This window comes from Acidiphilium sp. PA, from assembly GCF_026191915.1.
In the GTDB taxonomy this organism is placed as follows: domain Bacteria; phylum Pseudomonadota; class Alphaproteobacteria; order Acetobacterales; family Acetobacteraceae; genus Acidiphilium.
In genome coordinates, this window is the sequence record NZ_JAIMBY010000012.1 from 7501 (window position 1) to 34449 (window position 26949).

Here is a 26949-nt window from a genome sequence, read left to right on the forward strand (position 1 = left end):
CCGTCATCGAGCACCTGGAGCAGCACGTTGAACACGTCCTCGTGCGCCTTCTCGACCTCGTCGAACAGGATCACCTGATACGGCCGCCGTCGCACCGCCTCGGTCAGGACGCCGCCTTCCTCGTAGCCGACATAACCCGGCGGCGCACCGATCAGCCGGGCGACCGCGTGCTTCTCCATGAACTCGCTCATGTCGATCCGCACCATCGCCCGCTCGTCGTCGAACAAAAACTCGGCCAGCGCCTTGCAAGTCTCGGTCTTGCCCACCCCGGTCGGGCCAAGGAACAGGAACGAGCCGATCGGCCGGTTGGGGTCCTGCAGCCCGGCGCGCGCACGCCGCACCGCATCGGAGACCGCGCGTAACGCCGCCTCCTGCCCCACCACGCGCGCACGTAGCTGGTCCTCCATTTTGGTCAGTTTGGCCCGCTCGCCTTCGAGCATCTTATCGACCGGAATGCCGGTCCAGCGCGCCACCACATGGGCGATCTGCTGCTCGGTGACCGCCTCATTGACCATCGCGCCGCCGGCCGCCCCGTCGCCCGCGCCGGCCGCGAGCTTGCGCTCCAGATCGGGGATCACGCCATACATCAGCTCCGATGCCCGGGCCAGATTACCCGCCCGCTGCACCATTTCCATCTCGCTGCGCGCCTGGTCCAGTTTTTCCTTGAGTTTCTGCGTCTCGTTCAGCCGGTCCTTCTCGCCCTTCCAGGCCGCCGACATCGCGTCCGACTTCTCCTCAATCGCCGCAATCTCGCCTTCCAGCCGCCCCAGCCGCTCCTTCGAGGCTGCATCGTCCTCCTTGCGCAGCGCCTCGCGCTCGATTTTCAGCTGCATCAACCGCCGATCGAGCTCATCCAGCGCCTCCGGCTTGCTATCCACCTGCATCCGCAGCCGCGATGCCGCCTCGTCGATCAGATCGATCGCCTTGTCCGGCAGGAACCGGTCCGAAATGTAACGGTTCGACAAGGTGGCCGCCGCCACCAGCGCGGAATCCAGAATCCGCACGCCGTGATGCAGTTCGTATTTCTCCTTGATGCCGCGCAGGATCGAAATCGTGTCCTCTACGCTCGGCTCATCGACGAACACCGGCTGAAACCGCCGCGCGAGCGCCGCATCCTTCTCGATGTATTTCCGATATTCATCGAGCGTCGTCGCACCGATGCAGTGCAACGCCCCCCGCGCCAGTTCGGGCTTGATCAGGTTCGAGGCATCCATCGCGCCATCCGCCCGTCCGGCGCCGACCAGCGTGTGCATCTCATCGATGAACAGAATAATTTCGCCATTGGCGGTCTCGATGTCCTTGAGCACCGCCTTCAGCCGCTCCTCGAACTCGCCGCGGAACTTCGCGCCAGCCACCAGCGCCCCCAGATCGAGCGACATCAGCCGCTTGTTCTTCAACGCCTCCGGCACGTCGCCGTTCACGATGCGCAGCGCCAGGCCTTCGACGATCGCCGTCTTGCCCACCCCGGGCTCGCCGATCAGCACCGGATTGTTCTTGGTCCGCCGCGCCAGCACCTGGATCGCGCGCCTGATCTCCTCATCGCGCCCGATCACCGGGTCGAGCTTCTGGGCCCGCGCCGCCTCGGTCACGTCGCGCGCGTATTTTTTCAGCGCGTCGAAATTCTGTTCGGCATTCGCGCTATCGACCGTGCGGCCCTTGCGAATATCCGCCACCGCCTTCTCCAGGGCCTGCGCCGAAGCGCCGGCTGTCTTCAGGGCACGTCCGGCCGCCGAATCGCTCGCCGCAAGCGCCACCAGCACGCGGTCCTGAGCGGTATATTCATCGCCCGCCTTCTGCGCCATGGTCTGCGCGGCATCCAGCACCCGCACCAGATCGGGCGTGATCTGCGGCTGACCCGCGCCGGACCCCTGCACTTTCGGCAGTTTCGCGACAGCCGCGTCCACCGCGAATTTCACCGCCGCCGGATCACCCCCGGCGGCGCGGATCAACCCGGTCGCAGCACCTTCGTCGTCGTCCAGAAACGCCTTCAGCAGATGTTCGGGCGTGATGAACTGATGATAGTCCCGCACGGCGATCGTCTGTGCGGCTTGAACGAACCCTTTGGCCCGTTCGGTGAATTTTTCAAAATCCATGTCTTGATCCCTTTCAGTCGGCGATCGGGCCGAACCGTCCCTCAAGAGGCAACGGTGCGACCTTGCCGATCACAAATGGTTGTAGCATTGATCTCGCTCAAGAGGGGGATTTGATGCGGATCGACACGATGTATCGCTACCCGGTGAAGGGCCTGACACCCGAGCCGCTGACGCATACCGAACTCCACCCGGGACGCGCGATCGACTGGGATCGCGCCTTCGCCCTCGCCCAGGGCGACAGCGGGTTTGACCCGGCAACCCCGGCATGGCGCCCGAAAACCGAATTCCTCTGCCTCGCCCGCAATCTCGAGGCGGCACAGCTCACCGCGCGATTCGAACCCGCCACCGGCATTCTCACCCTGATCGCGCCCGATGGCGCGGCGCTCGATGCCGAACCGCTCACCACCACGGGCCGCGCCGCCATTACCGCCTTCATCACGGCCGCGGTGCCCGGCGCCATCCGCGGCACCCCGCAATTCGTTCACGTCGACGGTCACAGTTTCTGCGATCATGACGGTCCGGTGATCAGCCTGATCGGCCTGCCAAGCCTGCGATCGCTGAGCGATGCCGCGGGCGCACCACGCCAGCCGATGCGCTTTCGCGCCAATCTCTACCTCACCGGTCTCGAACCTTGGGAGGAACTGAGCTGGATCGGCCGCACCCTTGCAATTGGCGAGGCCCGCCTGCGCGTGAGCGAACGCATCAACCGCTGCGCCGCCACCTGCGTGAACCCCGAAACCCGGCAGCGCGACGCCAACCCGGTCAAGGAATTGATGGACCATTTCGGTCATGTCGATTGCGGCGTGTTCGCCGAAGTGCTGCAGGCCGGCCGCATCGCGGCGGGCGACGCCATCCGGCTGCTCGCATGAGCGCGCCCATCCTGCGTCCGGGCGAGACCGTCTGGCGGCTCGACCATGCGGATCGCATGGCGGTGATCATCGATGGCGCGGCCTATTTCCGCGCGCTCAAGGAAGCGATCCTCTCCGCCCGTCATTCGGTCATGATGATCGGCTGGGATTTCCACACCGGCATCCAGCTCGAACGCGATGGCGAAGCGACGCCGGGCGTGCCCAACCGGCTCGGCGATTTCCTGACCTATGTCGTCCGGCGCAACCCGGCGCTGCACGTCCATGTGCTCCGCTGGGATCTGGCCTTCCTGAAAATGCCGATGCGCGGCACCACCCCGTTGATCCTGCTCAACTGGCTCACCTCGCGCCGCATCCATTTCCGGCTCGACGGCAACCATCCCTCCGGAGGCTGCCACCATCAGAAGATCGTGGTGATCGACGACCGCCTCGCCTTCTGCGGCGGCATCGACACAACGGTGGGTCGATGGGACACCGGCGAGCATATCGACGACGATCCCCGCCGCGACGAACCCGACGGCAAACGGTACGGCCCCTGGCACGACGTGACCACGGCGGTCGACGGCGATGCCGCCCGCGCCCTGGGCGATCTGGCGCGCATGCGCTGGCTGGCCGCAACCGGCCATCGCCTCGCACCGCCACCGGCGCGCGCCGAAATCCCCTGGCCGCGCAGCCTGGAGCCGCGCTTTCGCGATGTCATGGTCGGAATCGCGCGTACCTGGCCAAAAACCGCCGAAATGCCGGAAACCCGCGAGATCGAGGCGCTGTACGTCGCCGCCATCGCCGCGGCGCACTACACGATCTATCTCGAAAGCCAGTATTTCGCCGCCCCGCGCATCGCCGCCGCCATCGCGTCCCGCCTGGCCGAGCCGGACGGCCCCGAGATCATCATCATCAACCCCAAACGCGCCGATGGCTGGCTCGAGGAAGAAGCCATGGGCTCCGCCCGCGCGCTGCTGCTGCGCGACCTCAACCGGCTCGACCATGGCGGGCGCCTCCGCTTCGCCACCCCGGTGAGCGCGGGCGAGGCCGATATCTATGTTCACGCCAAGGTGCTGATCATCGACGATACCTTGCTGCGGGTCGGCTCCTCGAACATCAACAACCGCTCGATGGGTATCGACACCGAATGCGATCTGGCAATCGAAGTGCCGCACGATGGCCCGGAGCGACCCGACCTGCGGGCGGCAATTCTCGATGTGCGGGACACACTGCTCTCCGAGCACCTCGGCACCACCGTCGAACGCGTCCGCGCCGCCATCGCCACGCACGGCTCGCTGGTCCGCGCCTACGATGCGTTGCTGCCAGCCGCCGGGCGCCGACTCGCGCCATTCGAACCGCCACCGATCAACGATCTCGAAGCCAAGCTCGCCAAGAGCGGTGTCCTCGACCCGCACAGCGTTGAAGCCATGGCGCCAAATTTCCTGCGCGCTCTCCGCCTGATCAACAAGCCGCGGCCGAAACACCTGCTCAACCGGCTTACACACCGCACGAAAACGGCTTAATCTCGCGCGATGCTGACCGATCTGCCGAACATCCTGACCCTGTCGCGGATCGCCGCCATTCCGCTGCTCGTGCTCCTCGTCGCGCTGCGCGATCCCACCGCCGATCTGCTCGCCGCGGCCCTGTTCACCCTCGCCGGTATCACGGATTGGCTGGACGGCCGGCTCGCGCGCACCCGCCGGCAACTCTCCGACCTTGGCCGCATGCTCGACCCGATCGCGGATAAACTCCTGGTCGGCGCCACGCTGATGCTGCTGGTCGGCTTCCATCTGCTACCGGCGTTCGGCATCTACCCCGCCATCGTGATCATGTTGCGTGAAATCCTGGTCTCGGGCCTGCGCGAATATCTCGCGGGCATCAGCATCGGCCTGCCGGTGACCAGACTCGCAAAATGGAAAACCGCCGCCCAGATGGGCGCGCTCGGCGTGCTCCTGCTGGGCGATCAGGGTGCCGCGATCCTCGGCATCGGCGGCTTTCCCGCCACCGATATCGGCGGCGTGCTGATCTGGCTGGCCGCGATCCTGACGCTGATTACCGGCTGGGATTACCTGTACGCCGGGCTACGGCATCTCATTCAACCCGATCCTGCGCCCTGATCTTGGACGGACGAGATCAGGCAAAGAAAGTCTTCTTTTTTGTGAACAAAAAAGAAGCAAAAAAACTTCACTCATCTGGGCCCGTGCCGGTGAAAACGCACGTGCCTCAAGGTCAAAAAGTTTTTTGCTTCTTTTTTACAAAAAAGAAGCCTTCCCTTCAGACTGCTCCTGAAAATGTCAAATAACGTAACACCACCACCCGTCCTCGCCCTGGTCGGCTGGTCCGGGAGCGGCAAGACCACCCTGCTGACATCGCTCATCCCGCTCCTCACCGCGCGCGGCCTGATCGTCTCGACGCTGAAACACGCCCATCACAAGGTCGACCCCGACCAGCCAGGCAAGGACAGCCATCGCCACCGCATGGCCGGCGCGACCGAGACCATTCTGGCCACGCGGGACCGTTTCGTGCTGTTTCGCGAGCATCGCAGCGACGACGAACCCGATCTCACCATGCTGCTCGCCCGCATGGCTCCAGCCGATCTCTACCTCGCAGAAGGGTTCAAATCGGCCCCGGTCGACAAACTCGAAATCCACCGCCCCGCGCTCGGCAAGCCGCCGCTCTGGCCCGATTTCGAACACGTTATCGCCGTCGCGAGCGATACGGCGCTCCCCAATTGCCCCCTGCCGGTGCTCGATCTGGCATCGCCCACGGCTGTCGCCTCATTCATCGTCACCCGTCTCGGCTTGAGATCGGGCAGTAATCCGGCGCATAACAGCATCAGCGGCTTCTGAAGGAATCAACACGATGCGGCGTGGCTTTCGATCCATCACGATGAAAACACTCTCCGGACCCCTCACCCTTGCGATTCCCGGCGCCATGGCGCTCCTGCTGTCCGGCTGCGCCGGCGTCGGCAATTACCTCGGCAGCACGCTCAACCCGTTCGGCGATCCCAACGCACCGAAGGGCTACGCGCTGAACATGCAGCGCGCCCGCGGCAACGACGTCGCGGTTGCCCCCATCCTGCCGCAGCCGGGCGATGTCTGGCCCGGCCCGGTCCGCCCGGTGCCGACCCTGAGCGATATCCAGCAGCACATGAACACCCCGCTCGGTCAGGAATTCCAGAACGAGTACGGCCGCAAACCGACCGGCACCAACGCCTATTCCGTGCCGGAGGGCGGCATGGCGACGCCTCAACCCCGCTCCAAAAGCGGCCCGAACGCCGGCACCACCAAATTCGGCGGCTACGGCCACGCCGTGAACGGCAGTTCCACCCCACCCGGCAGCGCCCAGAGCGCGCTCCCCAACGAACCGGCCGCACCCGTGACCACGCCGACCCCGGCCAGGACCATCGGCGGCAAGCAATTCGCGGTCGGCCAGACGCTGATCGGCCCGAACGGCCCGGCCGGCGTCGTCAGCGGATCGAGCAACGGCCGCTATCAGACCGTCGCCCCGATCAACGGTGGTGGCGGCGGCATCCTGATCCCGAACGGCAACGGCACCGCCACGCTGATCCAGCCCAACGGCCAGGTCGTCACCGTGCAGGGGCAATGATCCCGCCGTGAAAATCCTCTATTTCGCCTGGCTGCGCGAGCGGATCGGCCATGCCGAAGCCACGATCGACCCGCCCGCCGGCGTCACCACCATCGCTGAACTGACCGAATATCTCGCCAGCCTCAGCCCTGCCCACCAGCGCGCCTTCGCCAACCGCAGCGCAATCAAGACCGCGCTCGATCAGGTTTTCGCACCCCCCGAAACACCCTTGGGCGATGCGCAGGAACTCGCCTATTTCCCCCCGTTCACGGGCGGCTGATCGTGCCACGCGTCATCGTCGGACCGGCCGATTTCGATCCCGGCACCGCCCTTGCGACGCTGGAGGCCGATGCCGGCGCCATCGCCAGCTTTATCGGCATCGTGCGCGGCACCGCCGATAACCGGCCGCTTGCCGCCCTCACACTCGAACACTACCCCGGCATGACCGAACAGGCGCTGGCGCGCATCGCAGACACCGCGATGACCCGGTGGCGCCTGCTCGACTGCCTGATCATCCACCGCACCGGCCGGCTCGAACCCGGGGCGCGCATCGTGCTCGCCGCCGCCGCCAGCGCCCACCGGGGCGATGCGATCGAAGCGATGACCTTCCTGATCGATTGGCTGAAAACCGACGCTCCGTTCTGGAAACACGAAACGTTCCGCGACGGCACCGCGCGCTGGGTCGCACCGCGCGAGACCGACCAGCACGCGCGCGATCGATGGATCGAGCCATAAAAGGCCACGCCGGCTCGCGCCAGCCTCGCATTCGAACTTAAAGCGCACCCGTCTGAACCCCCAGGGCGATCCCGCCCGCCCGGCGTTACGCCGCGCTTCAGCAGACGCTCCAAGCAGCCCAATCGGGTCCCATAGCCGCAAAAACCCGGTAAATTCGTATCAGAACGCAACGACTAACTCGCTTTTAAGCACTCGTCTCAATTTATATGTATAATAATATTATTTCAACAATTACTATCAAATTAAAATTATTTTGTTGACGAGCACGTCTTTCGGTTGTATTGATTGATCATATTAACCGGGGGTTGTGATGAAAATACTCATTTTTGGGCATATACTCGATAATAAAGACATCATGACGATGTTCTTCAAATCGAAACTCGTCGTCGTCGACGAAACCACGGAGTCCGAGGAAGCGCTCGATCTCGCGCGGTTCTACGATTACGATGCTGTCTTGCTACGTATTGCGGACACGCGATCCACGGAGATCGAACTGATCCGCCGTCTGCGGATCGGCGGCCTCCGCTGCCCCATCGTCGCGGTGGCACACAGCCTCGGTGAATCGAGCCGCCTGCGGGTGCTTGAAGCAGGCGTCGATGATCTGATCGTCAACGCGACGTCACAGGAGGAAATCTTTCTCCGCGTGCAGAACCAGGTTCGTCGCAGCCGCGGCTTTCAAAGCCCGTCCCTCGTGATCGGCAATGTCCAGATCAACATGAATGCGAAAAAGATTTTCGTGGGCGACATCGAGGTCAGCCTCACCAAAAAAGAATATCAGATCGTGGAAATCCTCGCGTTGCGCAAAGGCTGCGTTCTCAGCAAGGAAGCCATCCTCGATCACCTTTACGGCGGGCTCGACGAGCCCAACCCCAAGATCATCGACGTGTTCATCTGCAAGATCCGCAAAAAACTGCTCGCACTCGGCGCGGACGACCTGATCGAGACCAATTGGGGTCGCGGGTATCTGGTCGTCGAAAAACGCAGCCCCGACTATGTCCCTCTGGCCAAACCGGCCGAGCCGGCCGATCAGGACGATGCGCGGCTGCGTACCGGGTTGTTTCTCAGGGTCGGGACCTGATCATGTCCCAACCCTGGCGCAACAACCCTGGAGCAATCAATCTGCGCTGTCGACCGCGGCCGGCTTGGCGTGGATCTCAGCCATCTTCTGCTCGACATGGCGTGAAAACACGTAATCCGCCGGCCGCTGGCGATCGAGCGGAATGTCCGCCGCCATCGCACCCTCTGTCTTGATCCCCTGGATCGCCAGCTTGACCATTTTCCAGGGCCGCTTCACCGAATCGACCACCGCCGTCGCCTCGAAACCGGAATGGACCATGCAATCGGCGCATTTCTCGTAATTGCCGACGCCGTATTTATCCCAATCCGTCGACTCCATCAGCTCTTTATAGGTCTTGGCGTAACCTTCACCGAGCAGATAGCAGGGCCGCTGCCAGCCGAACACGTTGCGCGTCGGATTGCCCCACGGCGTGCATTTATACGTCTGATTACCCGCCAGGAAATCCAGGAACAGCGGTGACTGGTTGAACTTCCACGCCTGACCGCGCGCCTTGCGCTCCTTGCCATGGCGGAAGATCGCGCGAAACAACTCCTTGGTGCGCTGACGATTCAGGAAGTGCTCCTGATCCGGCGCCCGCTCATAGGCATATCCCGGCGATGTCATCACGCCATCGACACCGATTTCATTCACCGTATCCAAAAACCCGGCAACCCGCGCCGGATCGGTCCCATCGAACAGCGTACAGTTGATCGAAACCCGGAAGCCCTTGGCCTTTGCAAGCTTGATCGCGGCAACCGCGCGCTCATAGACGCCTTCCTGGCTCACCGCATTGTCATGCATCTGCTTGTCGCCATCCAGATGAATGTCCCAGCAGAAATTCTTGTGCGGCTTGTACTGCTCGATCTTTTTCTCCAACAGCAGCGCATTCGTGCACAAATAAATGAACTTGCCCCGCGCGAGAATTTTCTCGACGATCTCCGGCATCTCCTTGTGCAGGAGCGGCTCGCCGCCGGCGATCGCAACGACCGGCGCGCCGCACTCATCCACCGCCTCAAGCGCATCCGCCACCGACAGCCGCTGGTTCAGGATCGGCGCCGGATAGTCGATCTTGCCACAGCCCGCGCAGGCCAGATTGCAGCGAAACAACGGCTCGAGCATCAGCACCAGCGGATAACGTTTCCGCCCCGTCAAATGCTGCTTCAGCACGTAAGACCCGACCTTGATCGCCTGATTAAGCGGCACGCCCATAAGATAACTCCTGAAACCTTGAACTCGATAGACGACGTCAAAACCGGACGGTTAGTCGTCGCTTACTTCACTCGGCAGCTTGAACCGCACGTCTTCCGGCGTGCCGGCCAGCATTTCGACCTCGATCGGCCCAAACCGCTTCAACCCTTCCAGCACGCCGCGCACCAGAACCTCCGGTGCCGAAGCCCCCGCGGTCACACCCACCACCGAAATGCCCTCGAACCAGGCGGCATCCAGATGATCAGCATCGTCGATCAGATAGGACGGCCGCCCAAGCTCAGCACCGATTTCGCGCAGCCGGTTCGAGTTCGAAGAATTGCGGCTGCCGACCACCAGAATCAGCTCAACCTGTTCGGCGAGATGCCGCACCGCTTCCTGGCGGTTCTGCGTCGCGTAACAAATATCGCGCACATCCGGCCCGGTAATGGTCGGGAACCGCGCCGTCAGCGCCGCGATGATCCCACGCGTATCATCGACCGACAGCGTCGTCTGCGTGATGTAAGAGAGCATCGCGGGGTTCTCGACCGTCAGCGTCGCCACCTCCTCGACCGTCTGCACCAGATACACACGGCCGTCGATCTGCCCGATCGTGCCCTCCACCTCGGCATGGCCGGCGTGCCCGATCAGAATGATCTCGCGCCCCTGGCCGGCATAGCGCCGCCCCTCGGAATGCACCTTGGCCACCAGCGGGCAGGTCGCGTCGATCACCGGCAGCAGACGGTCACTGGCCGCCTTCTGCACCTTCCGCGCCACGCCATGCGCCGAAAAAACCGTGATCGCACCATCCGGCACCTCACTGATCTCATCGACGAACACGGCGCCCCGCGCGCGCAGATCCTCGACCACATGCCGGTTGTGCACAATTTCGTGACGGACATAAATCGGCGGCCCGAACTTTACCAGGGCACGCTCCACGATCTCGATCGCCCGCTCCACGCCGGCGCAAAACCCGCGCGGCTGCGCCAGAACCACCTTCATGGCCGGCACCACACCCGCCGCAGCGTCGGACCCCGTCTGGGCCAGTTCCGTCGAAGTCAGGGACATATCCATCGAGCTGACGCCCTTTCGTGATCCGTGGGAATATCGGAGTCGCCGCCCGTACCCGGTGCGATCTCAGTGCAAGAGACTACCAGAGTAAGTCATCGCCTGGCGATTCCGCAAGGCCCGCCGCCGCAATGCAGTGTGAACCGCCCCACGCCCGCCATTCCTGTGGCGAATTTGCCATGCTCGCCCGCCAAACCAGCCACCCGGTTTCATTTCGGCGCGGTTCGGCTTATGTCTGTCTCTAATAAGAGCCTGACTCCGGCGCCGGTGCTCTTGCGTTATCCGCCCATCGGTGGTCGGACAAACACCCCGGCCCTGGGCAGACGGATCGTAAAGGACGTAACATGATGGCACATTATTCAAGCGATCGTTCGGAGTTCCATACCGAGGGCCGCGCCTGATGCCGCCCCGTACCCCGCTGCTCGACCGCATCAACATCCCGTCCGACCTGCGGAACCTCTCCGGCGAGCAGCTGCGCCAACTCGCCGATGAACTGCGCGCCGAAACGATCGACACCGTCTCCGTCACCGGCGGCCATCTCGGCGCCTCGCTCGGCGTCGTCGAGCTGACCGTCGCCCTCCATGCCGTGTTCGACACGCCGCGCGACCGGCTGATCTGGGATGTCGGCCATCAGACCTACCCCCATAAAATCCTCACCGGCCGGCGCGACCGCATCCGCACACTGCGCCAGCCCGGCGGTCTGTCCGGCTTCACCCGCCGCTCGGAGAGCGAATACGACCCGTTCGGCGCCGCGCATTCCTCCACCTCCATCTCGGCCGGCCTCGGCATGGCGATCGCGCGTGACCTGAAGGGCGAGACGCCGCAGCGCAACGTCATCGCCGTGATCGGCGATGGCGCGATGTCCGCCGGCATGGCCTACGAGGCGATGAACAACGCCGGCGCCAGCAAATCGCGCCTGATCGTGGTGTTGAACGACAACGACATGTCGATCGCGCCGCCGGTCGGCGCCATGAGCGCCTACCTCTCGCGCCTGATCTCCTCGCGCAGCTTCCTGTCCCTGCGCGACTTCGCCGCCCGCATGGCCAAGCGCTTCCCACGCACCCTGGAACGCACCGCCAAACGCGCCGAGGAATACGCCCGCGGCATCCTCACCGGCGGCACCCTGTTCGAGGAGCTCGGCTTTTACTACGTCGGCCCGATCGACGGTCACAATCTCGACCATCTGCTCCCGGTCCTGCGCAATCTGCGCGATGCCGAGGGCGAGGAGCCGATCCTGCTGCACGTCGTGACCCAGAAAGGCAAAGGCTACGCGCCTGCCGAAGCCTCGGCCGACAAATACCACGGCGTGTCGAAATTCAACGTCGTCACCGGCGAACAGACCAAGGCGCCGCCCGGCCCGCCATCCTATACCAAAGTGTTCGCCACCGCCCTGATCGCCGAGGCCGAGGCAAACCCGAACATCGTCACCGTCACCGCCGCCATGCCCGGCGGCACCGGGCTCGATGCGTTTGGCAAACGCTTTCCCGCCCGCACCTTCGATGTCGGCATCGCCGAGCAACACGCCGTCACCTTCGCCGCCGGCATGGCGACCGAGGGCATGGCCCCGTTCTGCGCCATCTATTCGACGTTTCTCCAGCGCGGCTACGACCAGGTGGTCCACGATGTCGCGCTGCAATCCCTGCCCGTCCGCTTCGCGATGGACCGCGCCGGCATGGTCGGCGCCGATGGCGCGACCCATGCCGGCGTGTACGACCTCGCATACCTCGGCTGCCTGCCGGGCTTCGTCATCATGGCGCCGTCCGACGAGGTCGAACTGATGGATTGCGTCGCCACCGCCGCCGTGATCGACGATCGCCCCTCCGCGTTCCGCTATCCGCGCGGCGAAGGCATCGGGCTCGAGCTGCCGGCCCGCGGCACGCCCTGGGAAATCGGCAAGGGCCGCATGATCCGCGAGGGCAGCAGCGTGGCCATCCTCGCCCTCGGCCCGCGCCTGCACGACGCGCTGAAAGCCGCCGATGAACTCGCCGCCCGCGGCTTCACCACCAGCGTGGCCGATGCCCGGTTCATGAAACCACTCGATACCGCCCTGATCGACCAACTCGCCCGCCACCACGAAGTACTCATCACCATCGAGGACGGCGCCGCCGGCGGCTTCGGCGCGGCGGTCGGGCATCACCTCGCCTGGTCCGGCGCGTTCGACCACGGTTTGCGCTTCCGCCCGATGACCCTGCCCGACCGCTATATCGATCACAACACCCCGGCCGGCCAGCTGATCGACGCCGGGCTGACCGCCAAGGATATCGTGGCGCACGCGCTCGCCGCCCTCGGCCGCAGCGATCATGGCGAAAAAACACATGGCTCGGTCGCAATTCCGGCGCAGTGATCCCACTATCCATGGGCATGAAACGCCGTATCCTGATGGCCGTGCCGCTGCTTGCGGTGCTGCCCTTCGCGGTACCGCCGGCACGCGCTGCTGCCGCGGATTCCGCATCGATCGCCGCCCCGGTCAACGCGCTTGATCGCGCGCTGATCACCACAATGAAGTCCGCGAGCGCGGGGGCCAGCTTCATGGCGCGCTACGCAGCGCTCAAACCGGTGGTCGAAACGAGCTTCAATCTGCCGGCGATCCTTCAAACCTCGGCCGGACTGCTCTGGTCACAAATCCCCCCGGCGCAGCAGACCGAGCTGCTGAAACTGTTCACCCAATATACCGTGGCCAGCTACATCAGCAGCTTCAGCGGCTACGGCGGCCAGAAATTCGAAACCCTGCCCGGCGCGCGCAGCGTCGGAGCAAGCCGCGTCGTAACGACCGATCTGATCGCGCCCAGCGGTCACAAGACGAAACTCGCCTACGTCCTGAGCCCGGCCGGCAGCACCTGGAAAATCACCGACGTCCTGTTCGACGGCACCATCAGCAAGGTGGCCACCCAGCGCTCGGATTTCGGCAGCCTGATCGAGCCCGGCAATGCGGCCAAACTGATCGCCGCCCTCAAACAAAAGGTCACCGCCCTGTCCGGCGGCGCGCTGCATGGCTGAGCAGGGTCAAGCGCCGGGCCGGTTCGCGGTCTGATCGTGGTCGCCGTGCTGCCCGCGCTGGCGGATGCGCTCTGCATCGCGGGCCTCGCCCAGCACGCGATCGGCGCCAGCCTGATCAAGGCCGGCCCCGGCCCCGCGCCGCGCGGCAATCAGCCGGCCATCACGCTGCTGAAACCGCTGTACGGCACCGAGCCGTTGCTCGAACCCGCGCTGGAGTCGTGCTTCCTGCTCGACTACCCGGCGTTTCAGCTGGTGTTCGGCGCTGAAGATCCGGCGGACCCCGCCCTGGCCATCATCGCGGCCCTGCGCCGCCGCTACCCGCAGGTCGATGTCGCCGTGGTCACCGGCCCCACCCCGCCCGGCCGCAACCGCAAGATCGCCAATCTGATCGCAATGCTACCGGCCGCGAAACACGATCTGCTGGTGATCTCGGATGCCGATATCCACGCGCGGCCCGACTACCTCACCGCCATCGCAGCCGCCACCGACCCCGCCGACACCGGCCTGGTCACCTCCTTCTACACCGGCCTGCCGGCGAGCCCTGCCCTGCCCGCCGTGCTGGGCGCGATGCAGATCAACCATCAATTCCTGCCCGGCGCCGCCATCGCGCGTGCGCTCGGCCGGCGCGATTGCCTGGGGGCCACCATGGCCCTCAGCCGCGCGACCCTCACCGCCATTGGCGGCCTGCCGGCCCTGCTCGACCATCTGGCCGACGATAACGTGCTCGGCCAGCGCGTCCGCGCCCTCGGCCAGCCGATCGGCCTCGCCCGCACCATCCCCGCCACCAGCGTCACCGAATCGACGTTCAGGGCGCTGGTCCGCCACGAGTTGCGCTGGGCGCGCACCATCCGTGCGCTGGTGCCCGGCGCCTATTGGGGGCTGATCGCGCAATTCCCGCTGTTCTGGGCACTGGCCGGTCTGATCCTGGCCGATTTCGCAACCTGGGCCTGGATTGTCCTCGCCCTCGCCGCCGGGCTGCGCTATGCGTTCGCCCGCCGTCTCGAGCGTCGTCTCGGCCTCGCCGGCGGTGGCACGAAAGCCCCAACCCTTGCCAAAACCGCCGCACCATGGCTTTTCCTCTTGCGCGACGGTCTTTCGGCAATCATTTTCGTGGCCAGTTTCTGGAGCGATACGGTCGATTGGCGGGGCCAGGTGCTGCATGCCGATTCCGGCCGCAGCAACAGCGCGTTTTCCCCGGCAGCCAGTCCGGTACATGAGTTAGGATCGAAGCGATGATGAAGACCCTGTTCCTGCAACCCCCGTCGTTCGACGGGTTCGATGGCGGCGCCGGCTCGCGCTATCAGGCCAAACGCGAGATCCGCTCGTTCTGGTTTCCCACCTGGCTCGCCCAACCCGCCGCGCTGATCCCCGGCTCGAAACTGATCGATGCGCCGCCCGCCAATCTCGGCATGGCGGATGTGCTGCCCCATTCCAATGCGGCCGATCTGGTCATCATCCACACCTCGACCCCGTCGTTCGCGAACGACGTGAAGGTGGCCGCCGCCATCAAGGCCGCCAACCCGCGCGTCCTCATCGGCATGATCGGCGCGAAGGTCGCCGTGCAGGCGCAGGAAAGCCTCGAGCGCGGCACCCCGGTCGATTTCGTCGCCCGCAACGAGTTCGACTTCACGATCAAGGACATCGCCGAGGGCAAGCCCTTCCCCGAGGTCGACGGTATTTCCTACCGCGATGCCACCGGCACCATCATCCACAACAAGGATCGCGCGATCCTTGAAAACATGGACAGCCTGCCCTTCGTGTCGGATGTCTACAAGCGCGACCTGCGGATGGAAGATTATTTCATCGGCTATCTGCTGCATCCCTACGTCTCGCTCTACACCGGCCGCGGCTGCAAATCGCGCTGCACCTTCTGCCTCTGGCCGCAAACCGTCGGCGGCCACCGCTACCGTACCCGCTCGGTCGAGCACGTCATCGCCGAGGTCAAGCAGATCCAGCGCGACTTTCCGCAGATGAAGGAATTGTTCTTCGACGACGATACCTTCACCGACAATCTGCCCCGCGCCGAAGCGATCGCGCGCGAGCTGGGCAAGCTCGGCGTCACCTGGTCGTGCAACGCGAAGGCCAACGTGCCGCGCGACACGTTGAAAGTCCTGGCCGACAATGGTCTGCGCCTGCTGCTGGTCGGCTACGAATCCGGCAACCAGCAGATCCTGCACAATATCAAAAAAGGCATGCGGATCGAGGTGGCCCGCCAGTTCACCAAGGATTGCCACGACCTCGGCATCAAGATCCACGGCACCTTCATCCTCGGCCTGCCCGGCGAAAGCCAGGAGACCATCCGCGAGACCATCCAGTTCGCCAAGGACATCAACCCCCACACCATCCAGGTGTCACTGGCGGCACCCTATCCCGGTACGTTCCTCTACGATCAGGCGGTGGAAAACGGCTGGCTCGACGTCGCCAATGCCGAGCTGATCGACGACCACGGCATCCAGATCGCGCCGCTGCACTACCCCAACCTCAGCCATACCGAGATTTTCGAGAGCGTCGAGCTGTTCTACCGGAAGTTCTATTTCCGCGCGCCGAAAATCATGTCGATCCTGAACGAAATGGTCCGCAGCCCGCAAATGATGAAGCGCCGCCTGCGCGAAGGCGTCGAGTTCTACCAGTTCCTGCGCGAGCGCCACGCTGCCTGAACCGACATCCATCGTCTACGCGGCCGATGATTTCGGCCTGACCGAAAGCGTCAACGAAGCGGTCGAAATCGCCCATCGGGATGGCTGCCTCACCCAGGCCAGCCTGATGGTCGCGGCGCCGGCGGCCACGGATGCGGTGGCGCGCGCACGGCGACTACCCAATCTTGCGGTCGGCCTGCATCTGGTGCTGGTCGATGGGGATTCCCTGCTTGGCCACGCGGCCCTGCCGCACATAACCGGCGCCGACGGACGGTTCGGCACCGATCAACTGGGCCTGGGCCTTCGCTACTTCGCATCCCCCGCCGCGCGACGGCAGCTGGCGCGCGAAATCCGCGCCCAGTTCGAAGCCTTCCGCGCCACCGGCCTCGCGCTGCACCACGCCGACAGCCACAAGCACATGCACCTGCACCCCACCGTCGCCCGGTTGATGATCACGATCGGCCGCGAATTCGGCCTCACGCGCATGCGCGTCCCGGCCGAGCCGCCCGCCGTCCTGGCTGCCTGTGGCGAGACACCGACCGTGGCGGATCGCGCGCTCTACGCCTGGTCCGGCGTGCTCCGCCACCAGGCCCGCCGCGCCGGCCTTGTCAGCCCGGATCACGTTTTCGGCATCAAATGGTCCGGCCGAATGACAAGGGACAAGCTCGAAATCCTGCGCGCCCACCTGCCCAATGGCTCGAACGAAATCTATTTCCATCCCGCCACGCGACGGGATGCGGCATTGGAGCGGCTGATGCCGGACTACCGGCATACTGAGGAGCTGCAGGCACTTCTCCCTCTGTAAGCCTGCGGCGCAGCCCTTAGAAGCCGACCGCTCACCGTCTGCGATCTCACCGCAATCTCATATATCTGTGATAAAAAGCTAATTTTGAGAAAAATTATCAGAAATATCGTATCGTGTCGTAGATCATAAATTTTTCACTTGAAAACACGCTATAGTTGCAATATGGCTGGCGAATGAGCGGCATGAGAACACTTACCTCCTGTTAAGTGTTTCGATCTACAATCTGCAACTGCCAGTTAGAATACAACTTCAAGGAGAGCTTTGTGTCCATGTCACAATCTGCAACCGGTATCGTTTCGGTCACACCATCGTATCTCGCCGCACCATTCAGTTTCGATGTCGCTGCGGGAATGGTCGTGGCGATCCAGAACGGGCTGACGCAAATCACGCAGCTGGTGGACGCGAACTCGACCTACGCGCCTATCACCGCCACGACCATCACCCTCAACGCCGATGGCACCACGAGTTCTTCGATTCCGGCCCCGGTGACCTCCAACTCGATCGGCGAGTTCATCTACATGGGGGGCAGCGTGAGCGGCGCTGGCGGCACGATCAGCCTGCCAGGCCAAGGCAGTAATCGCGGCTTCGCCGGTCTCATCTTCACCTTCGCCGGCAGTGAGACCGTAACCGGCGGCGCCGGCAAGAACGAAATCATCGTCACGGGTGCCAACACCAACCTCACCTACGACCCGCTCGGCGGCGCGGGCGGCGTCAGCACCATCTACGCCGGAGGTGGCAACAATAATTTCACACTCGACGGCATCAACTATACAGTTGAAGTCGCAAGCGGAAACAACACCATCACGGCAGCGCTGAACAACGGCGTCTCCAACAGCTACAACACAATCTCCACCAGTGGCGGCAATAATCTTATCCAGCTCGACGCCGGCTCCTCCACCGTAATGTCCGGCGGCAACGACCACATTACCGTCGCAGATGCGGGCAACCTTATTACCGTCTCTGGAAACTCCGTCATTGGAATGACCACGGCCTCTTCCAGCAATTCGGTATTGGTTACAGGCAACGCCAGTGTCGTCATGAACGGTACCGAAGATTCCGTCACCGCCGGCGGCTCCGCGAAAGTGCTCGTGTTCAGTAACCTGAATTCGGTCGACATGTCCGCAGGTTTACAGGCCGAGGTACTCGGAAATGCCAACACCATCACCAGCAGCAGCAACGCAGCGATTGCCGTTTTCGGCCAGGCCAATGTGGTCGACGCGGGACCGACCGGCATCTTCTACGCCTATGGCAGCGGTAACACGATCAATGCCGTCGGGTCGGACACCGTCATGGGGAACGGCATCAACAACACGATCAACGTCGCGGGCGGCGGCGTCGTCTTCGCCGCAGGAACCGGCGACTCGATCATCGCATCGTCGTCCAGCAGCGCCTTCGTCGTGCTGGGCGGCTCCGGCGCCACCGATTTCGCGACCCTCGCCGGCTCCTCGTTCGGCTACGCCCAAGGCGGCGCGGCCATCGATGCGACGAATGGCACCTACATGATCCTCGCCTCCGGCGACAACACCGCAACCCTCGGCGGCGGTTCACTGGCATTGGTCGCCGCCGGCGCGGACACGATCGTCGCAACCGGTGCAGCCTACGTCTATGGCGGCGCCGGCACGATCGATTTCGTCGGCGGCGCTGGTCACAGCCTGATCGAACAGGGCAGCGGCGCGGTCACCGCGACGGGCGGTTCCGGGGGAATTACCGCCTATGGCGGGACCAGCGGCAACAACTCCCTGGTTGGCGGTGGCAGCAGCAATACGCTCTACGCCGAAGGCAGCGGCAGCACCCTGACCGGCGGCTCCGGCACCAACAATCTGTTCGCCGCCGCCGGTGCCACCACAATGGTCGGCGGTACCAACGCGACGCTGAACAATTTCGAGTTCACCGCCAATACCGCCGCAAGCACGGATGTCATCAGCGGCTTCAACACCGCCACCGATAAAATCACCCTCGGCTCCGGCGTCACCGTCACCACCCAGACCGTCACCACCGGCGGCTTGAACCTCACCCTCAGCGACGGCACCAAAGTCTCGGTCCTCGGCCTCACCAACGCACTCACGTCCAACACCAGCGGCTCCAGCACGATCCTCACCTGATCGCGCGATCAAGACCTGCAAAAACCGTTCGGCCCCCCCCCGGCCGAACGGTTTTTTCTTGTCCGTAGCCCAACGCACCAGCACGCTTGAACACCATCGCCATCCCAGCCTAGTCACCGGCATGACCAAGGTCGCGCACCGCTTCGGCCGTTCCGGATTCGGGACCACCCCGGCCGCTTACGCCTATGCGCGCCCAAACTACCCGCAAGACCTCTACGACACGCTGGCAACCCGCTGTGGCCTTGGCCCCGGCACAAGCGTGTTCGAAATCGGTCCCGGCACCGGCACCGCCACTGCGGCGATCCTCGCCGCCGGGGTTGCCCATATCCGCGCGATCGAACCCGACCCCCGCCTCGCCGCGCATCTCCGCCAAACCCTGCCCAATCCCACCCTGAGCATCGATCAGGCCACGTTCGAACACGCCAGCCTCCCCGCCGCCACGTTCGACCTCGGCCTCTCCGCCACCGCGTTCCACTGGGTCCGCCAGCAGCCCGGCCTGCGCAAAGCCCGCACCGCTCTCAAACCGGGCGGCTGGTGGGCTATGTGGTGGACCCACTTCGGCAGCGGCACCAACGATGCGTTCCAGACCGCCACCGCCCATCTGTTCGCGCGCATCCAGCCCCAAGCCGGCCGATCCAGCCGCCGCCCGCCCTTCGACCTCGATCACGCCGCCCGGCTGCACGACCTCGTCCGCGCCGGCTTCACCAACCCGCAGGCCGACGCGTTCACCTCAACCGTGCTTTACGACACGGCAAGGCTCGTCACCCTCTATCGCGATTTCTCGGTCATCCAGGCCCTGGCCCCCGCCGCCCAAGCCGAATTCCTCGCCGAAATCGCCCGCATCGCCGACCACGCCTTCGCCGGCCGCATCGAACGCCGCTTCACGACAACGCTCTACACAGCCCAGCGACCACATCGCCAATCACCACCAGATCCTCTGGCCGCGACAGCCGGTGCCCGCCATCCTTGATCAAAATCACCTGCACATCGCGCGCCGTCAGGCACGCGGCGAGCCGCAGACTGGTCTGCCACGGCACATCGTCATCCATCTGCCCCTGCACCAGCCGCACCGCGCCCTCGAACGCGATCGGCGCACGCAGTACAAGCTGGCGCGCCCCGTCCTCGAGCATGCCCGCGCTCATCATGGTCGGCGGCCCGTAGGCGCTCGGCAGCGCGAGTACACCATCACGCGCCAATGTTTGCCGCGCCGCCTCGCTCAGCGCCGGGCGGATCAGATCCTCCGTGAAATCCGGCGCCGCCGCAATTCCGACCATGCCGCGCACCCGCGCCCCCAGCCATCGCAACAGCAACAGCATGATCCAGCCGCCCATCGATGAGCCGACCAGCACGATCTCGCCCTCCGGCACCACCGCCGCGATCACCGCATGCGCATCCGCCGCCCACCGGCCGATCGAGCCCGCCTCGAACCGCCCGCCCGATGCGCCATGCCCCGAATAATCCAGCCGCAACATCGCCTGGCCACGCCCCGCACATGCATCGCGCAGAAACAACGCCTTGCTGCCCTGCATGTCGGACGCAAATCCCGGCAGAAACACCACGGTCGGTCCCGCCCCCGGCAGATGCGCATAGGCCAGCGCCACCCCATCCCGATCGATCCTGCCCAAGACGTCCGTCATCGCACTCTCCCCTTGCCGCGCCCGCCATGGTAACGCCGCCGTCTCACAGCAGGTGACATATGGCCAAACCGTCCGACTACGCGATTCTACAGGTTCTGCCCCAACTGGAAACCGGCGGCGTCGAGCAGGTCGTCGTCGAACTGACCGAGGCGGTCGCCCGCACCGGTGCCCGCGCCCTGGTCGCGAGCCTGCCCGGCAAACTCGTCCCCGCCATCGAACGCGCCGGCGGCACCCATATCCCGCTCGACCTCAAATCCCGCAATCCCTTCCGCATGAGCTGGAACGGCGATCAACTGGCCAAATTGATCAAATCCCAGCGCGTCTCGCTCATCCACGCCCATTCCCGCGCCCCTGCCTTCGCCGCCCGCGCCGCCAGCATGCGCCGCAGCATCCCCTTCGTGACCACCTATCACGGCGCCTACAACCAGACCGGCCCGCTCAAAAGCCGCTACAACGCCGTCATGGCCGGTGGCGACCGCGTCATCGCCATCTCGACCTTCATCGCCGATCTGGTCCGCGCCCGTCACCACATCGGCGATGACAAACTCCGCATCGTCCCCGGCGGCGTCGATCCTGCCCGGTTCGACCCCGATGCGATCAACGGCGGCCGCGTCGAACGCCTCGCCCGCGCCTGGCGCCTGCCGGACGGCGCCCCCACCATCATGCTGCCCGCCCGCCTCACCGCCTGGAAAGGCCAGCAGGTGATGATCGCCGCCCTCGCCAAACTCCGCCACCGCGATGCCATCCTGATCCTGGTTGGCAGCGCCCAGGGCCGCGATGCCTATCTGAAATCGCTCTCCCAGCTTGCCCAGAGCCTCGATGTCGCCCAACGGGTCCTGTTCGCGGGCGATTGCGCCGACATGCCGGCCGCCTACAAACTGGCCGATGTCGTGGTGAATGCCTCGACCGACCCGGAAGCCTTCGGCCGCACCATCGTCGAAGCCCAGGCGATGCGCCGCCTGGTCATCGCCACCGACCACGGCGCCGCCAGGGAGACCATCCGCGCCAACGAAACCGGCTGGCGCGTTCCCCCCAACGACCCCGCCGCCCTCGCCGCCGCGATCGATCAGGCGCTCGATCTCGCGGTCGAGTCCCGCATCGCGATCGGCGCCGCCGCGCGTGCCTTCGTCGCTGCAAACTATTCCGTCAGCGCCATGCAGGCCGGCAACCTCGCCGTCTATCACGAGTTGCTCGGGTGAAAATCCTGGTGATCCGCCACGGCGCGCTAGGGGATGTCATTCTCAGCTTTCCCGCCTTCGCCGGCATCCGCGCCCACCACCCCGAAGCCGCCATCACCCTGCTCACCACCGCCCCCTTCGCAGCACTCCTCGCGACCTCGCCCTGGTTCGATCACGTCACGATCGATCCCAAACCCGCACCCTGGAACCTCCCTGGCCTGCTCGCCCTGCGCCGCGCGCTCACCGGCTTCGATTTCGTTTACGATTTGCAAACCTCCTCGCGCTCCTCGCGGTACCACCGCCTCGCCGGCGCACCGAAATGGTCCGGCATCGCGCCCGGCAGCACGCACCGCCACGCCAATCCGGCCCGCAACACGATGCACAGCCGCGAACGCATCGCCGAACAACTCGCCATCGCCGGCATCCCGACCCTGCCCACCCCGGATCTCACCTGGCTCGCCACGCAACCACCCCCCGGCCTGCCACCGCGCTTCACCGCCCTCATCCCCGGCGCGTCCCCCCACCGGCCGGAAAAACGCTGGCCCGCCGCGCGCTTCGGCGCCCTCGCCACCACACTCACCACACCCTCCATCATCCTCGGCACCAGCGCCGAACAACCAATCGCTGCCGAAATCCGCCACCTCTGCCCCACCGCCATCGACCTGACCGGCCGCACCACCCTGCCCCAACTCGCCGCCAGCCTCGCCCGCGCCACCATCGCCATCGGCAACGACACCGGCCCCATGCACCTCGCCGCCGCCCTCAACACCCGATGCATCGTGCTGTTCGGCGGCGCCAGCGACCCGGCATTGACCGCACCCCGCATGCCGGATGGCGCCTGGCCGACCATCATCCGCGCGCGCGATCTTGCGGATTTGCCGGTCTCGGACGTGGTTGCGGCGCTCGGGGACAGGTAAGCAAGAAAGCTCTGCTTTTTTGTAAAAAAGCAGCAAAAAACTTTTTTTAATTTGGTGCACGGCGCCCCGCTGGTATGGACCAGATTAGCGAAGTTTTTTTTGCTTCTTTTTTGTTCACAAAAAAGAAGACCTTCCCTTACCTCACGCTTGGCTTTGCCTCCCCAGCCCGGCATAACCCTGCCTCACCCCTGCCCCAAAGGAGCAAAGCCATGCCTGCGATCACCTTGCCTGACGGTTCCGTCCGCGACTATCCGGGCGCCGTCACAGGCACCACGATCGCGGCATCGATCGGCCCGGGCCTCGCGAAAGCCGCCATCGCCATGGAGGTGGATGGCGCGCTGATGGACATCGCCCGCGAAATCGCCACCGATTGCCGGGTCCGGTTCATCACCCGCAAGGACCCCGAAGCCCTGACCATGATCCGTCACGATGCGGCGCATGTCATGGCCGAAGCCGTGCAATCGCTCTATCCCGGCACCCAGGTCACCATCGGCCCGGCGATCGAGGGCGGCTTCTACTACGATTTCTTCCGCAACGAGGCCTTCACCCCGGATGACCTGCCGGCAATCGAAGCCCGCATGCGCGCCATCATCGCCGCCAACGCGCCGTTCACCCGCGAAGTCTGGCCGCGCGACACGGCGATCGACTTCTTCGAATCCCGCGGCGAACGCTTCAAGGCCGAGCTGATCCGCGACCTGCCGGAAGCCGAGACCATCACAATCTACCGCCAGGGCGACTGGCTCGACCTCTGCCGCGGCCCACACATGCGCGGCACAGGCGATATCGGCGGCGCCTTCAAACTCACCAAGGTGGCGGGCGCCTATTGGCGCGGCGATCACCGCAACCCCATGCTCAGCCGCATCTACGGCACCGCCTGGCGCGATCAGAAAGAGCTCGACGCGCACCTCCACCAGCTGGAAGAAGCCGAGCGCCGCGACCACCGCAAAATCGGCCGCCAGATGGATCTGTTCCACATGCAGGAAGAAGCCGCCGGCTCGGTCTTCTGGCATGAAAAAGGCTGGCGCCTCTACCGCACCGTCGAATCCTACATGCGCCGCCGCCAGGAGCAGTTCGGCTACTCCGAAGTCCGCACCCCGCAACTGCTCGACCGATCGCTGTGGGAAAAATCCGGCCATTGGGACAATTACCACGCCCACATGTTCATCGCCGAAGTCGAGGACGAAAACAAAATCCTCGCGGTCAAACCGATGAACTGCCCCTGCCACGTCCAAATCTTCAACCACGGCCTGCGCAGCTACCGCGAACTGCCGCTGCGCATGGCCGAATTCGGTGCCTGCCATCGCTACGAACCCTCCGGCGCGCTGCACGGCATCATGCGCGTGCGCGCCTTCGCGCAGGATGACGCCCATATCTTCTGCACCGAAGACCAGATCGCGAGCGAAACCGTCCGCTTCGTCGAAATGCTCCGCACCGTTTACGCCGATTTCGGCTTCGAGGATTTCACCGTCAAATTCGCCGACCGCCCCACCCCCCGCGCCGGCAGCGACGACGTCTGGGACAAAGCCGAATCCGCCCTGAAATCCGCCTGCGCCGAAGCCGGCGTCAGCTACACGCTCAACCCCGGCGAAGGCGCGTTCTACGGCCCGAAACTCGAATTCGTCCTGCGCGACGCCATCGGCCGTGACTGGCAATGCGGCACGCTGCAGGTCGATTTCGTGATGCCCGAACGGCTCGACGCCAGCTACATCACCGCCTCATCCACCCGCGCTCACCCGGTCATGCTCCACCGCGCGATCGTCGGCTCCTTCGAACGCTTCATCGGCATCCTGATCGAAAGCTTCGCCGGCCGCTTCCCGCTCTGGCTCGCCCCCACCCAGGTTGCCGTCGCCAGTATCGTGACCGACGCCAACGACTACGCCGAAACCGTCGCCGCCACGCTCAAGGCCGCCGGACTCTCGGTCGTCACCGATACCCGCAACGAAAAAATCAACGCGAAAATCCGCGACCTCAGCCTCGCCCTGATCCCCAACATCCTGGTCGTCGGCCGCCGCGAAGCCGAACAGAACACCGTCGCCCTCCGCCGCCTCGGCAGCGATGCCTCGCAATCGATGACGCTCGACGACATGATCACCGCACTGAAAACCGAGGCCACGCCGCCGGACTTGCGATAGGTTAAGGGTAAGACTGCTTTTTTGTAAAAAAGCAGCAAAAAACTTTTGGTAATCGGTGCCCGGGGCACGGTCTCGGGCATCGGACCAACTGATCACAATGCTCCACGGGCCGCTTTACAACGACGAGGTCACCGCCACCCCAACGCCCGCATCACACCAGGATCGAGCCGCGCCACGCCATGCGCCATCGGCGACACGTTCAGACCCATCGGATCATCATACGCCCAAAGCGCCCAGCCAAACCCGTTCGCGGTGAACGCACCCCGCGCCGCCGTCAGCCATCGTTGCCGCGCCCGCGCATTGAGCGCCGCCACCGCGCCGAATTCACCGACCAGAACATTGGCATGATGGCGCGCCGCCCACGCCCCGACCGCGCCGACCCGCTGCGCCAACGCCGCCGCATCCCAGCGCCCGGCGCAATAATAGCGCACCACCGCCGCCGTCCGCCCATCGCCGCCGATCGCATCGCACGCCGCCACCGAACGCACCGGAAACGGCAACTGCGCCAGCACGCCACGCTCGAGCCCCGGGTCGAACGCCGCCAGCGCGGTCAGCACCGCCGGCTCATAGAAATGAAAACTATAGATCACCCGCCGATCGGCAATCGGCGGCAGTTTCAACAGCCCGTCGATCCCCCCCCAATCGGCCCCGGTCACGATCACGGTTGAATCCGGCAGGCTGCGCCGGATCACGGCAAGCACACCCAATTGCATCGCCGGCCACGCAGCGGGATCGGTCAACACCGGTTCGTTCATTACCTCGGGAAACACGCGGGAGGACCCAAAACCAGCCAGAGCCGGCGCAACCCGCCGCCAGAACGCCACCAACCGGGCGCGATCGCGCGCGGCATCGCCAGCATTCCACCGCAACGGCGTCGGCACCACCACCACAGCCAACCCGGCCGCGAGCACCCGCCGCACCGCCGCCTGCAACGCCGGCAAGGCACCCGGTTGCCGCAACACCGCCGGTTGCACCGGCAACCGCAGAAACCGCACCCCGTCCGCGCGCAACTGCCGCAGCGTCGCCGGCGACAGATCGCAGCACAGATCCGCCGCCCCCGCGCGCGCCGGATAGCGAAACCAATGCGCCACGTTCAAACCATCGCGCAGCACCGGCGGCAGTTGCGCCGTCGCGATGCCACATCCCAACAGCACCATCGCCAGAAAACCGCACAGCCGGATCATGGAATCAACCTAGAGTGGATAGTTCACTATACCTTGAGTTTTACCGCCCGCACCGCATTTCTGAAAAACCGCCGAAAAAACTTCCACGCCCGCCGCGGCATCGCCATGTCCACCCGATCGGCATAGAGGATGTCCCATGAAAACCATCGTTTTCGGCGCAACCGGCGGCACCGGTGCCGCTGTCACCCGCCTGCTCCGTGCCGAGGGTGACACCGTCACCGTCTTCGTGCGCAACCCCGCCCGCCTGACCGGCCAGACGGGCGTTACCGTCGCCACCGGCGATGTCATGAACCCCGCCGATGTCGCCGCCGCCATGCCGGGGCATGACCGGGTGGTGATCAGCCTCGGCAATGCGCAGAATCCGTTCGCCCTGCTCCTCGGCGCAAAGCGCACCACGCCGCGCGACGTCTGCGAAACCGGCACCATCAACATCATCGCCGCGATGCAGGCGGCCGGCGTCCGGCGCGTCGTCTGCGTCACCGCGTTCGGCATCGGCGCGACGCGCACGAAATCGCCGCTGATGTTCAAAATCTTCTACAGCCTGGTCCTGCGCGAACACATGGCGGACAAGGAGCGCCAGGAGGCCGCCTTGCGCGCATCCGGCCTCGACTGGACCCTGGTGCAGCCGGTCGGCCTGACCGACCAGCCAGCCACCGGAACCTATACCGCAAGCCCGGCCGGCGCGCTCGGCAAACAAACCATGAGCCGGGTGGATGTCGCGCGCTACATCGTCACTGCCCTGGCCGACCCCGCCACCATCGGCCAGTCGATCGCGCTGTCCGGCTGA

24 protein-coding genes (1 of these 24 only partly in view) are annotated in these 26949 nt (G+C 64.9%); 19 read left to right on the forward strand and 5 right to left on the reverse strand.

What is annotated here, in order from left to right; translation table 11 throughout:
• Positions 1–2093, reverse strand: partial view of an ATP-dependent chaperone ClpB gene (gene clpB / locus AruPA_RS14045; RefSeq protein WP_265637353.1) — the 5' portion only. Its footprint begins 502 nt before the window's first position; 2093 of the gene's 2595 nt are visible here — the first part of the coding sequence; the start codon lies at positions 2091–2093; the stop codon falls past the left edge of the window.
• 113 nt (positions 2094–2206) lie between these two features.
• On the opposite strand from clpB, the gene AruPA_RS14050 reads away from it, so the two are divergent.
• From AruPA_RS14050 to AruPA_RS14085, 8 genes are all read left to right on the forward strand, one after another.
• Positions 2207–2962 carry an MOSC domain-containing protein gene (locus AruPA_RS14050; protein ID WP_265637355.1) on the forward strand — a complete coding sequence of 252 codons (756 nt, stop codon included), beginning with the start codon at positions 2207–2209 and terminating at the stop codon, positions 2960–2962.
• Positions 2959–4464, forward strand: coding sequence for a phospholipase D-like domain-containing protein (locus tag AruPA_RS14055; RefSeq protein WP_265637357.1), 1506 nt, complete (start codon positions 2959–2961; stop codon positions 4462–4464). The genes AruPA_RS14050 and AruPA_RS14055 overlap by 4 nt, the downstream gene beginning before the upstream one ends.
• A 9-nt stretch (positions 4465–4473) precedes the next feature.
• A complete protein-coding gene (gene pgsA, locus AruPA_RS14060) occupies positions 4474–5058 on the forward strand; it encodes a CDP-diacylglycerol--glycerol-3-phosphate 3-phosphatidyltransferase (protein ID WP_265637358.1) in 585 nt (194 codons plus the stop codon).
• 174 nt (positions 5059–5232) lie between these two features.
• Complete coding sequence (gene mobB, locus AruPA_RS14065) at positions 5233–5790, forward strand: molybdopterin-guanine dinucleotide biosynthesis protein B (protein ID WP_265637360.1); 558 nt, start codon at positions 5233–5235, stop codon at positions 5788–5790.
• A gap of 40 nt (positions 5791–5830) precedes the next feature.
• Positions 5831–6550 (forward strand): hypothetical protein, encoded by a 720-nt coding sequence (locus AruPA_RS14070; protein ID WP_265637361.1) that lies wholly within the window; start codon positions 5831–5833, stop codon positions 6548–6550.
• A gap of 7 nt (positions 6551–6557) precedes the next feature.
• A complete protein-coding gene (gene moaD, locus AruPA_RS14075; RefSeq protein ID WP_265637362.1) occupies positions 6558–6809 on the forward strand; it encodes a molybdopterin converting factor subunit 1 in 252 nt (83 codons plus the stop codon).
• A 2-nt stretch (positions 6810–6811) separates the two neighbouring features.
• A complete protein-coding gene (locus AruPA_RS14080) occupies positions 6812–7264 on the forward strand; it encodes a molybdenum cofactor biosynthesis protein MoaE (protein WP_265637363.1) in 453 nt (150 codons plus the stop codon).
• Positions 7265–7619: 355 nt separating this feature from the next.
• Positions 7620–8342: a response regulator transcription factor gene (locus AruPA_RS14085; RefSeq protein ID WP_265637364.1), complete on the forward strand. Its 723-nt coding sequence runs from the start codon at positions 7620–7622 to the stop codon at positions 8340–8342.
• Positions 8343–8378: 36 nt separating this feature from the next.
• Here the strand turns inward: AruPA_RS14085 and hpnH are convergent, their stop codons facing one another.
• Positions 8379–9530, reverse strand: coding sequence for an adenosyl-hopene transferase HpnH (gene hpnH, locus AruPA_RS14090; RefSeq protein WP_265637366.1), 1152 nt, complete (start codon positions 9528–9530; stop codon positions 8379–8381).
• A gap of 51 nt (positions 9531–9581) precedes the next feature.
• The gene (ispH, locus tag AruPA_RS14095) at positions 9582–10580 is read right to left on the reverse strand and encodes a 4-hydroxy-3-methylbut-2-enyl diphosphate reductase (protein ID WP_265637367.1); all 999 of its coding nucleotides are present in this window, start codon (positions 10578–10580) and stop codon (positions 9582–9584) included.
• 394 nt (positions 10581–10974) lie between these two features.
• Between ispH and dxs the strand changes: the two genes are divergently transcribed.
• The 7 genes from dxs (at position 10975) to AruPA_RS14130 (ending at position 20084) form a co-directional block, all read left to right on the forward strand.
• Positions 10975–12918, forward strand: coding sequence for a 1-deoxy-D-xylulose-5-phosphate synthase (gene dxs / locus AruPA_RS14100; RefSeq protein ID WP_265637368.1), 1944 nt, complete (start codon positions 10975–10977; stop codon positions 12916–12918).
• Between the two features lie 17 nt (positions 12919–12935).
• On the forward strand, positions 12936–13571 hold the full coding sequence (locus AruPA_RS14105) for an ABC transporter substrate-binding protein (RefSeq protein ID WP_265637369.1): 636 nt from the start codon (positions 12936–12938) through the stop codon (positions 13569–13571).
• A gap of 36 nt (positions 13572–13607) precedes the next feature.
• The gene (hpnI, locus tag AruPA_RS14110; RefSeq protein WP_265637370.1) at positions 13608–14807 is read left to right on the forward strand and encodes a bacteriohopanetetrol glucosamine biosynthesis glycosyltransferase HpnI; all 1200 of its coding nucleotides are present in this window, start codon (positions 13608–13610) and stop codon (positions 14805–14807) included.
• Positions 14804–16228, forward strand: a complete 1425-nt coding sequence (hpnJ, locus tag AruPA_RS14115; protein WP_265637371.1) for a hopanoid biosynthesis associated radical SAM protein HpnJ — start codon at positions 14804–14806, stop codon at positions 16226–16228. The genes hpnI and hpnJ overlap by 4 nt, the downstream gene beginning before the upstream one ends.
• A gap of 10 nt (positions 16229–16238) precedes the next feature.
• Positions 16239–17012 (forward strand): hopanoid biosynthesis-associated protein HpnK, encoded by a 774-nt coding sequence (hpnK, locus tag AruPA_RS14120; protein ID WP_265637462.1) that lies wholly within the window; start codon positions 16239–16241, stop codon positions 17010–17012.
• A gap of 269 nt (positions 17013–17281) precedes the next feature.
• Positions 17282–19114: a calcium-binding protein gene (locus AruPA_RS14125; RefSeq protein WP_265637372.1), complete on the forward strand. Its 1833-nt coding sequence runs from the start codon at positions 17282–17284 to the stop codon at positions 19112–19114.
• A gap of 121 nt (positions 19115–19235) precedes the next feature.
• Positions 19236–20084, forward strand: a complete 849-nt coding sequence (locus AruPA_RS14130; protein ID WP_265637373.1) for a trans-aconitate 2-methyltransferase — start codon at positions 19236–19238, stop codon at positions 20082–20084.
• Here AruPA_RS14130 and AruPA_RS14135 read toward each other — a convergent pair.
• Positions 19996–20751 (reverse strand): alpha/beta hydrolase, encoded by a 756-nt coding sequence (locus AruPA_RS14135; RefSeq protein ID WP_265637374.1) that lies wholly within the window; start codon positions 20749–20751, stop codon positions 19996–19998. The two genes, AruPA_RS14130 and AruPA_RS14135, sit on opposite strands and share 89 nt — an antisense overlap.
• A 59-nt stretch (positions 20752–20810) precedes the next feature.
• On the opposite strand from AruPA_RS14135, the gene AruPA_RS14140 reads away from it, so the two are divergent.
• The 3 genes from AruPA_RS14140 to thrS all read left to right on the forward strand — a co-directional run bounded on the left by AruPA_RS14140 (position 20811) and on the right by thrS (position 24978).
• A complete protein-coding gene (locus tag AruPA_RS14140) occupies positions 20811–21950 on the forward strand; it encodes a glycosyltransferase family 4 protein (protein ID WP_265637375.1) in 1140 nt (379 codons plus the stop codon).
• A complete protein-coding gene (locus AruPA_RS14145; RefSeq protein WP_265637376.1) occupies positions 21947–22846 on the forward strand; it encodes a glycosyltransferase family 9 protein in 900 nt (299 codons plus the stop codon). The genes AruPA_RS14140 and AruPA_RS14145 overlap by 4 nt, the downstream gene beginning before the upstream one ends.
• 209 nt (positions 22847–23055) lie before the next feature.
• Positions 23056–24978: a threonine--tRNA ligase gene (gene thrS / locus AruPA_RS14150; RefSeq protein ID WP_265637377.1), complete on the forward strand. Its 1923-nt coding sequence runs from the start codon at positions 23056–23058 to the stop codon at positions 24976–24978.
• Positions 24979–25106: 128 nt separating this feature from the next.
• On the opposite strand, the gene AruPA_RS14155 is transcribed toward thrS, so the two are convergent.
• A complete protein-coding gene (locus AruPA_RS14155) occupies positions 25107–26162 on the reverse strand; it encodes a glycoside hydrolase family 5 protein (protein ID WP_265637378.1) in 1056 nt (351 codons plus the stop codon).
• A gap of 136 nt (positions 26163–26298) precedes the next feature.
• Between AruPA_RS14155 and AruPA_RS14160 the strand changes: the two genes are divergently transcribed.
• Positions 26299–26949 (forward strand): NAD(P)-dependent oxidoreductase, encoded by a 651-nt coding sequence (locus AruPA_RS14160; RefSeq protein WP_265637379.1) that lies wholly within the window; start codon positions 26299–26301, stop codon positions 26947–26949.

What these genes read in the sequence shown, in the direction of transcription:
- AruPA_RS14050 (WP_265637355.1), top strand. Translation starts at nt 2,207, where the DNA reads ATGCGGATCGACACGATGTATCGCTACCCGGTGAAGGGCCTGACACCC.
- AruPA_RS14055 (WP_265637357.1), top strand. Translation starts at nt 2,959, where the DNA reads ATGAGCGCGCCCATCCTGCGTCCGGGCGAGACCGTCTGGCGGCTCGAC.
- pgsA (WP_265637358.1), top strand. Translation starts at nt 4,474, where the DNA reads ATGCTGACCGATCTGCCGAACATCCTGACCCTGTCGCGGATCGCCGCC.
- mobB (WP_265637360.1), top strand. Translation starts at nt 5,233, where the DNA reads ATGTCAAATAACGTAACACCACCACCCGTCCTCGCCCTGGTCGGCTGG.
- AruPA_RS14070 (WP_265637361.1), top strand. Translation starts at nt 5,831, where the DNA reads ATGAAAACACTCTCCGGACCCCTCACCCTTGCGATTCCCGGCGCCATG.
- AruPA_RS14085 (WP_265637364.1), top strand. Translation starts at nt 7,620, where the DNA reads ATGACGATGTTCTTCAAATCGAAACTCGTCGTCGTCGACGAAACCACG.
- hpnH (WP_265637366.1), bottom strand. Translation starts at nt 9,530, where the DNA reads ATGGGCGTGCCGCTTAATCAGGCGATCAAGGTCGGGTCTTACGTGCTG.
- ispH (WP_265637367.1), bottom strand. Translation starts at nt 10,580, where the DNA reads ATGGATATGTCCCTGACTTCGACGGAACTGGCCCAGACGGGGTCCGAC.
- dxs (WP_265637368.1), top strand. Translation starts at nt 10,975, where the DNA reads ATGCCGCCCCGTACCCCGCTGCTCGACCGCATCAACATCCCGTCCGAC.
- AruPA_RS14105 (WP_265637369.1), top strand. Translation starts at nt 12,936, where the DNA reads ATGAAACGCCGTATCCTGATGGCCGTGCCGCTGCTTGCGGTGCTGCCC.
- hpnJ (WP_265637371.1), top strand. Translation starts at nt 14,804, where the DNA reads ATGATGAAGACCCTGTTCCTGCAACCCCCGTCGTTCGACGGGTTCGAT.
- AruPA_RS14125 (WP_265637372.1), top strand. Translation starts at nt 17,282, where the DNA reads ATGTCACAATCTGCAACCGGTATCGTTTCGGTCACACCATCGTATCTC.
- AruPA_RS14130 (WP_265637373.1), top strand. Translation starts at nt 19,236, where the DNA reads ATGACCAAGGTCGCGCACCGCTTCGGCCGTTCCGGATTCGGGACCACC.
- AruPA_RS14135 (WP_265637374.1), bottom strand. Translation starts at nt 20,751, where the DNA reads ATGACGGACGTCTTGGGCAGGATCGATCGGGATGGGGTGGCGCTGGCC.
- AruPA_RS14140 (WP_265637375.1), top strand. Translation starts at nt 20,811, where the DNA reads ATGGCCAAACCGTCCGACTACGCGATTCTACAGGTTCTGCCCCAACTG.
- thrS (WP_265637377.1), top strand. Translation starts at nt 23,056, where the DNA reads ATGCCTGCGATCACCTTGCCTGACGGTTCCGTCCGCGACTATCCGGGC.
- AruPA_RS14155 (WP_265637378.1), bottom strand. Translation starts at nt 26,162, where the DNA reads ATGATCCGGCTGTGCGGTTTTCTGGCGATGGTGCTGTTGGGATGTGGC.
- AruPA_RS14160 (WP_265637379.1), top strand. Translation starts at nt 26,299, where the DNA reads ATGAAAACCATCGTTTTCGGCGCAACCGGCGGCACCGGTGCCGCTGTC.